The sequence below is a fragment of the Variovorax sp. F042 genome (genome assembly GCF_057814215.1).
Map to the genome: position 1 here is coordinate 1 of NZ_JBVASX010000041.1, position 394 is coordinate 394.

1 pseudogene is annotated in these 394 nt (G+C 72.3%); it reads left to right on the forward strand.

Annotated features, from left to right (window positions below):
* Window positions 1-394, forward strand: a pseudogene (locus ACZYSP_RS35300) (acyl-CoA dehydrogenase); the annotation flags it as partial.

Genomic DNA, 394 nt, shown 5'->3' on the forward strand with positions numbered 1-394 from the left:
CCGCACCCGTGGGTGCGCGCTGGGGCACCTGGTGCGCGGAGCCGCCCGACGCGCGTGTGGTGCTCGACGCGACAGAGGGCCATCGCGTTCGCCTGACCGGCACCAAGGCCTGGTGCTCGGGCGCCGCGAGCGTGAGCCATGCCGTCGTGAGCTGTTGGAACGCGGCTGGCGAACCGTGCCTTGCGGCTGTGGCCATGGATCAGCCCGGTGTTCGGGTGACCGGCAATGGCTGGCATGCCGTCGGCATGGCAGCGAGCGCCAGTGTCGATGTGCGCTTCGACCGCGCGGTGGCCACGCAGATCGGGCGGCCCGGCGACTACGTCAACCGCGCCGGCTTCTGGCAGGGTGGCGCCGGCATCGCGGCATGTTGGTTCGGGGGCGCGTTCGGCATTGC